This is a genomic window from Planctomycetaceae bacterium (assembly GCA_041398785.1).
Lineage (GTDB): Bacteria > Planctomycetota > Planctomycetia > Planctomycetales > Planctomycetaceae > JAWKUA01.
In genome coordinates this window covers 1-6822 of the sequence record JAWKUA010000055.1, presented here as the reverse complement: position 1 = coordinate 6822, position 6822 = coordinate 1, and the positions used below count along the sequence as shown (strand labels likewise).

General features: G+C 59.4%; 7 protein-coding genes. 3 read left to right on the top strand and 4 right to left on the bottom strand.

Translation table 11 applies throughout. The annotated features are described in order from the left end of the window. The coding region (locus R3C19_27205; protein MEZ6064051.1) for a DUF1559 domain-containing protein at positions 1 to 418 on the top strand (418 nt) is incomplete at its 5' end. 95 nt (positions 419 to 513) lie between these two features. Here the strand turns inward: R3C19_27205 and R3C19_27200 are convergent. The 4 genes from R3C19_27200 to R3C19_27185 all read right to left on the bottom strand — a co-directional run bounded on the left by R3C19_27200 (position 514) and on the right by R3C19_27185 (position 4998). Next, positions 514 to 1638: a TIM barrel protein gene (locus tag R3C19_27200; GenBank protein MEZ6064050.1), complete on the bottom strand. Its 1125-nt coding sequence runs from the start codon at positions 1636 to 1638 to the stop codon at positions 514 to 516. A 75-nt stretch (positions 1639 to 1713) separates the two neighbouring features. Continuing rightward, positions 1714 to 3114, bottom strand: a complete 1401-nt coding sequence (locus R3C19_27195) for an NAD(P)(+) transhydrogenase (Re/Si-specific) subunit beta (GenBank protein MEZ6064049.1) — start codon at positions 3112 to 3114, stop codon at positions 1714 to 1716. Between the two features lie 144 nt (positions 3115 to 3258). Further along, positions 3259 to 3663 (bottom strand): NAD(P) transhydrogenase subunit alpha, encoded by a 405-nt coding sequence (locus R3C19_27190; protein ID MEZ6064048.1) that lies wholly within the window; start codon positions 3661 to 3663, stop codon positions 3259 to 3261. Between the two features lie 135 nt (positions 3664 to 3798). Next, positions 3799 to 4998 carry a Re/Si-specific NAD(P)(+) transhydrogenase subunit alpha gene (locus R3C19_27185; protein MEZ6064047.1) on the bottom strand — a complete coding sequence of 400 codons (1200 nt, stop codon included), beginning with the start codon at positions 4996 to 4998 and terminating at the stop codon, positions 3799 to 3801. 206 nt (positions 4999 to 5204) lie between these two features. On the opposite strand from R3C19_27185, the gene R3C19_27180 reads away from it, so the two are divergent. Then, positions 5205 to 5750 (top strand): O-acetyl-ADP-ribose deacetylase, encoded by a 546-nt coding sequence (locus R3C19_27180; protein ID MEZ6064046.1) that lies wholly within the window; start codon positions 5205 to 5207, stop codon positions 5748 to 5750. A 332-nt stretch (positions 5751 to 6082) separates the two neighbouring features. Beyond that, positions 6083 to 6733 carry a hypothetical protein gene (locus R3C19_27175; protein ID MEZ6064045.1) on the top strand — a complete coding sequence of 217 codons (651 nt, stop codon included), beginning with the start codon at positions 6083 to 6085 and terminating at the stop codon, positions 6731 to 6733. Positions 6734 to 6822: the final 89 nt, after the last annotated feature.

The window sequence follows — 6822 nt, the reverse complement described above, 5'->3', positions numbered from 1 at the left end:
AGTGCCGATTGACGCCGACAACGACGGACTGCTGTACCTGAATAGTGCGCAGTCTCTGATCGAAGTTCCTGACGGCGCTTCAACAACAATACTCGTCGGCGAAAAAGTCAGCCTGTTGAGCGATCTGGGATGGATGAACGGCGACGAAAGCACATTGCGAAACGCGGGCTCTCGGCTGAACAGGGAATACGTGTCCACCGGACGATACTCGTCATTCGGCACGTATCCGCCAGGCTCGACGGACGATGGGCCGGCCGGCGATTCATTGCCGGGATTTGGCGGCGATCACACGCTGGTCAGCAACTTCCTGTTCGCGGACGGCAGCGTCCGACCGATCAGCACCGAGATTTCTCGGGACATCCTGCAGCGACTTGGCAGCCGTAACGACGGCAGCCTGATGTCGACGACCGAATTCTGACAGGACTTCGCCGGGACGCTGATTTCCGCCGGCAAGACACACGCAATTCAACGCCGGAACCAGCGCGGCCATTCGAAAACGCGAGAGGGCCGACGTCAAAGGCTCAGTTGCTCGCCGGCGTACTTCAGACTTGCGGCGATGTTCGAATCTTCCAGTGCAAGCTGTTCGACAGGGGACAGGGAACTCACCTGCTGAACGGCGCTGACCTGGTGTTCGCGGACGTACTTCATCGTGCGTTCGACATCTTCGGCAGGCAGGTCCGGCATCGTGGCCTTGTACGCTTTCGTCAGGCACGGCACCTTCAATGCGTCGCGCGTAATCAGTTCCAGCGTGAATCGGATGTCGGGCTTCGCTTCGCGCAGGATTCGTACCATGGCCGGCAGATCAAAGCTGCCCTGACCAAGAGGAATATCGCCCAGCAGAAAGCCATCGTCGTAGGGCAGAAGTGCCTGGTCCTTGATGTGCACGGACTTCGCCCACGGCGCGAACGCTTCGATTGTCCGAAGAGGATCTTCCGCCAGCGCGAAACTGTTACCCGTGTCGACACAAATGCCGACGAACTCGCTGTCGATGTGTTCCATCAAAGCAATGCGTTCGTTGTTGCGCTGGTCCTTGTGGTTTTCCACAGCCAGAGGCAGCCGGTGTCGCTCGACAATCGGAGCGGCCAGTTCCAGCATCCGCTGCGCTTTCGCCTCGAACTGCACGAACTCCGCCAGCGTCTGAAATCGTTCGTAGCGCCGGCCCGGCATGACGACCGTGCGAGCCGCCAGCGCTCCGGCCGCTGCCGCCGTCCGGATCTCGGAATCGAAGCGATCAAGATCGTCAGGGCTGTCGGGCGGCGAAACGATCGCTTCGATGTACAGTGAGTGCTTCGCTGCGTAGTCGCGAAGTTCACCGACACGTTCCAAAGTCAGCGATCTTAGCTGAGCCTGCATGCCTCCCGCGCCCAGCGTGTGACAATGCTTCAGAAAGGTCAGCGGCTCGAACAGGTCGACTCCGCGATTCTGTTCCAGCAACTGCTTCCGTCGGATCGAACAGTTGTAAAGAACCAGTCCCATCCCGGTGACGCGGCGCGTGTCCTGTGTCATCGCCCGCAGAGATTTCGGAACCGCGGCAGCCATCGCACACCCCGCCAGCGACTTCAGCATCCGGCGACGGGTTTTCACGGGCACCTGCGTCGTCGTTGAGTACGCCGCGGCTTTTCCAAAGCGTTCGTTCACGTTGCGGATCCTCGGGAAGAGTAGAAAGCCACGCGTCAGAACGCTTCACGGACAACGCTCTGAATTGAAAGTCGGCTATCCTTCGTGCAGTGCCTTGACCACGTCGACGATTGCCGCTTTCCCGTCGCCGAACAACATCAGTGCATTGTCCGCCGCGAACAGAGGATTCGCGATTCCCGCAAAGCCGGGGCTGAGGCTTCTTTTCACGACCACGACCGTTCGCGCCTTGTCGACATCGATGATGGGCATCCCGGCGATCGGGCTGTCCGGGTCTGTGCGAGCCAGGGGATTTACGACGTCATTGGCTCCCAGAACGATCGCCACGTCGTATTGATCCATCGTCGAATTCACGTCGTCCATTTCCTTCAGCCGGTCGTAGGCAATGTCGGCCTCGGCCAGCAGGACATTCATGTGACCCGGCATGCGTCCCGCAACCGGGTGAATGCCGAACTCCACATTGATGTCTCGCTGAAGCAGCAGGTTTGTCAAATCGCGCACGGCATGCTGAGCCTGAGCGACCGCCATGCCGTAACCCGGAACGATCAGCACGTTCTGAGCAACTTCCAGCATCATCGCAACTTCATCGGGTGACGTGGATTTGACGTTCTTGTAGACCTCGTCGGCGGACAGCGAACTCTTGCCGCCCTGCAGCGTTCCAAACAGCACGGCCGGAAGCGAGCGGTTCATCGCGTCGCACATGATGCGGGTCAGAATCAAACCGGAGGCCCCGACCAGCGAGCCCGCAATGATCAGCAGGTTGTTGTTCAGCACGAAACCCGTCGCTGAAGCCGCCAGCCCGGAATACGAATTCAGCAACGCAATCACCACCGGCATGTCCGCACCGCCGATCGAAATCACCAGAAACACGCCGAGCGCCAGCGCAAGAATCGACATCAGCCAATACCACAACTGAGCGTGTTCGGGCTGAGTCACCAGCAACGCTCCCAAACCGATCGATCCCATCGCCAGCACGGCGTTCAGAAGCTGCTGTCCGGGAAACGACACGTCCTTTATAAACTTCAGTTCCTGTAGTTTCCCGAACGCCACCAGGCTTCCGGACAGCGTCACGGCTCCGATCAGACCGGACGCCGCGGTGGCGGTCAGAACATCCGCAAAACAGGAACCGCTGGCGACGTGAGCCGCGTGTTCCCGACCGGCAAGATACGCTCCGGCCACCAGCACGGACGCTCCGCCGCCCAGACCATTGAAGAGCGCCACAAGCTGCGGCATCGCAGTCATCTGAATCCGCAGCGCAAGCACGACGCCGACAATGGACCCGATGGCGATGGCGATCCCGATCCCCGTCCAACTGATGACGTCCCGGTGCACCAAAGTCGCAACCACGGCAATCAGCATCGCCAGCGCGCCCAGCAGGTTGCCTCGCACGGCGGTTCGCGGCTTCGTCAGTCCCTTGAGTCCCACAATGAACAGAATTGCGGCGACAAGGTAGATCAGATCAATCACGTCAGTGTTCAACGGGTTGCCCCTGATATCGAAACGTCAAAGTCGAAAGCCGCGTGTTTCAGGATGACCTCATGTTCCGGACAGCGACTGTTCCGGAACAGGGCGGCGGCGACAGAAGCGGCGACCGAATGCGGTGATACCTGCGAAGGGAATGGATCATTTCCGGGTCCTGAACATCGCCAGCATTCGATTCGTCACGACGAAGCCTCCTACGACGTTCATCGTTGCCAGTACGACGGCCAGAAATCCCAGAATCCCTGCCCAGGTACCGTTGTCGGAACCAGCCGCCAGAATGGCTCCCACGACCGTGATTCCCGAAATCGCGTTGGAACCCGACATCAGCGGTGTGTGAAGCGTGGGAGGAATCTTGGTGATGATTTCCACGCCGACAAAGACCGCCAGGGCGAAGACTGTCAGCAGCAGAATCAGGTGGCCGGCTCCGGAGCCCGCGGCACCCGAACCGGCTCCGGCCGCGGCCTGTTCAATGAGTTCGCCGGCGGCGTCCGTGACTTCTGCCGGAAGCGCAGCTTTGGTCTGGGCGAGAAAACTGAGTACTTGCATTGGCATTGTTCTGAAAGAAAGGACTCTGGTTGTTGTCGCGTTAACCACCGTCGAAGAACAGGCTGTCGTCTGGCAGCCAATGTGGCCGACACCACGCTCCTGAAAACGGGATCAACGTATTCGCATCATCATCCGTCACGCGCTGGCCGCCGCGGTCAGCGGTTCCATCTTCAGCAACTCACGCACGCGAGCGTTGACGACTTCCTTTTCGCGCGTCAGCAGCGTGTCACGCACAATTTCATCTTCGGTGTCAATCGACAGCTTTCCGCCTTTCACGATCTGCTGCAGAAAGGTCCACAGGTTGCGGCTGTACATTTCGCTGGCGTGGACCGGCACGTCCGCGGGAACGTTTTCCGGACCCAGCACTTTTACTCCGTTGTAATCGATCGTTTCGCCCGGCCTGGTGACTTCCACATTACCGCCGCGTTCGGCTGCAAGATCCACGACGACGGAACCGGGAGCCATCGCCTGGACCATTTCCGCTGTCACAAGTACCGGAGCCTTCTTTCCGGGAATTGCGGCTGTCGTGATGACAACGTCCATGTCGGCGATCACCTTCTTCATCGCTTCCCGCTGGCGACGGTAGAAGTCTTCGTCCATTTCCTTCGCATAGCCGCCCTTCGTTTCGGCTGCTTCGGCCTTCACATCGAGTTCCACGAATTTGCCGCCCAGGCTTTCGACCTGCTCGCGAACCACGGGACGAATGTCGTAGCCATAAACGACGGCCCCCAGACGCCTGGCTGTGGCGATGGCCTGCAGGCCCGCCACTCCGGCTCCGATCACCAGCACGCGGGCCGGCTTCAGGGTTCCGGCGGCCGTCATCATCATCGGAAACATGCGAGGTGCCGCTGTGGCCGCCAGCAACACCGCCCGATAGCCGGCAACGGTTGCCATCGACGACAGGATGTCCATGCTTTGAGCCCGCGTGATTCGCGGCACAAGTTCCAGGGCAAACGCCGTGACTCCCTTTTCGGCGGCAACTTTGACCTGCTCCGGAAACGTCAGCGGATCGCAGCTTGCGACAAGAACCTGTCCGATTCGCAGGCTGGATACATCCTCCTCGCCGCAGGTCCCGCACGCCCCCAGAGCTCGCACCTGAGCAATCACGTCTGCAGTATTGAACAGATTCCGACGGCTGTCAGCGAAGGTCGCCCCTTTGGCTTCGTAGTCCGAATCCGGAAAACCAGCGGCCAGGCCGGCTCCGCGTTCGACCAGCACCGAGAGTCCGGACTTTCTCATCTGGCTAACCGTCGCAGGAACAATGGCGACCCGTCGTTCACGCGGGTCGGCTTCTTTGGGAACTCCCACTACAAGTGCGGATTCGTCGCTGGACATGCGACACTTTCCTTCTTCGGACACCACTTGGACCAGTGATTTTGAATCGAGCGTGCGTTATACGAGAATCGACTTTCCGACAACAGCGACGCCGCGCCGTTTCACTTCGAAACTCCACGCCGCAACGCTGCGCATTCTGAAGAGTGCTGATTCACCCAACGCGCGATGGCGACACGCAACCCGGATGACATTCACAGGAAACCGAAATGCTGGTCAAGCTCGGAAACTGCCGCCTGCAGCTTTTGCGGGGCGACATCACGGAACAACAGGTTGACGCAATTGTCAACGCGGCCAATTCGGAACTCGCCGGCGGAGGCGGTGTCGACGGAGCCATCCACCGCGCCGGCGGCCCGGACATCATGGCCGAAACCGATCTGAAGTACCCGGACGGCTGCCCAACCGGCAGCGCGGTCGCTTCGACAGCCGGTCGACTTTCTGCGAAGTATGTGCTCCACGCGGTCGGCCCGGTGTGGAAGGGAGGTCGCAGCGGGGAACCCGAACAACTGTCGTCCGCCTACCGAAAATGCCTGCAGCTTGCCGGGGATCTGAACTGCGATTCCATCGCTTTCCCGGCCATCAGCACCGGCGTTTACGGCTACCCGCTGGATCTGGCAGCCAACGTTTCCCTGAAAACCTGCATCGACTTCGTCAAGTGGCACAAGCAGCCCGACGAAGTCCGCTTCGTCCTGTTCGGCGAAGGCGCGTTCGGCGCGTTCTGCCGGTCGCTGGAAACTCTCGTTGAGATGAAGTGAGCGAGCTGCAGGGCCGGCTCAAATTCGGATCGTGTGTCATTGCAGGATGGCATCACGCCCAACGTGCTATAGATTTTGTGTGTCATTCTCGCGAATGTGCAGCGAAGAAGGATCACAAGAATAACACAAACAATCAAGAAGTGACATCATATTGAATTCACCTGTATCGCCAGCACTGCACATTCGATTAGTCCCAGTTTGTGGCAGTGATTCACAAGGCTTTTCCTGAAAACGAGTTACGTCGCATCGGCATTTTCGGCACGCTCTTCGCCTTCAGAAAGGTTCAGTTCCCACTCACCTCTCTCTCTCAAATTGCCACAGGAACCTGAACCATGACGATTCAACGAACACTGCTGTGCAGCCTGGCTGGAATTCTGATCACTGCTTCCGCGAACGCTCAGTGCCGACGCACTCGACCTGTGATCATCGAACCCGTGCGGCCGATTCACCACGGTCACCATGGAATTGACCCGCATCGAACGGTACTGCTGCCCGCGCCGGTTCTGGAAGTGCCTCCGGCACCGTCCGAAATTCACTTCGGCGCCTGCGAACACGTTGACCAACTGGCTGCCGAGCTTGAAGTGCTGATGAACGAACTGTGCCTGGACCTGTACTACAACTATTCCCACAACCCCGGCTTTCAGGAGACCTACACGGAAGCCTACAGTCTGTATCAGACCGCTCGCCTGATTCACGCCGCCGAACACAACTTTGATCGAGCGACCGTGCAGCGACAGCTCACCGGAGTCGACGCGCTGTTCCATCACGTGCAGGACGATGTCCACGGCTGGACCAGAATTCCGCGACGTCAGATCGGCACGCTGGGAATCATCGCGAAAATCAATCTTGCCGAAGAAGCTCTGCACCACCTGATGGACGACGTCGGCGTGTCCGCTCTGCCAATTCGCGAAGAACCTCCGGCCCCATCGCTGCTGGAACAAACCGCCTTGTCGGTCGCTCCGGCACCGCAGTTTCTGCGATAGCCGACAGCCCACCGGTTCTCAAAATCTCTGAAAGCCCGACCACGAGCACTTCTGGTCGGGCTTTTCCGTGCGCATATGCGTCGCTCTTG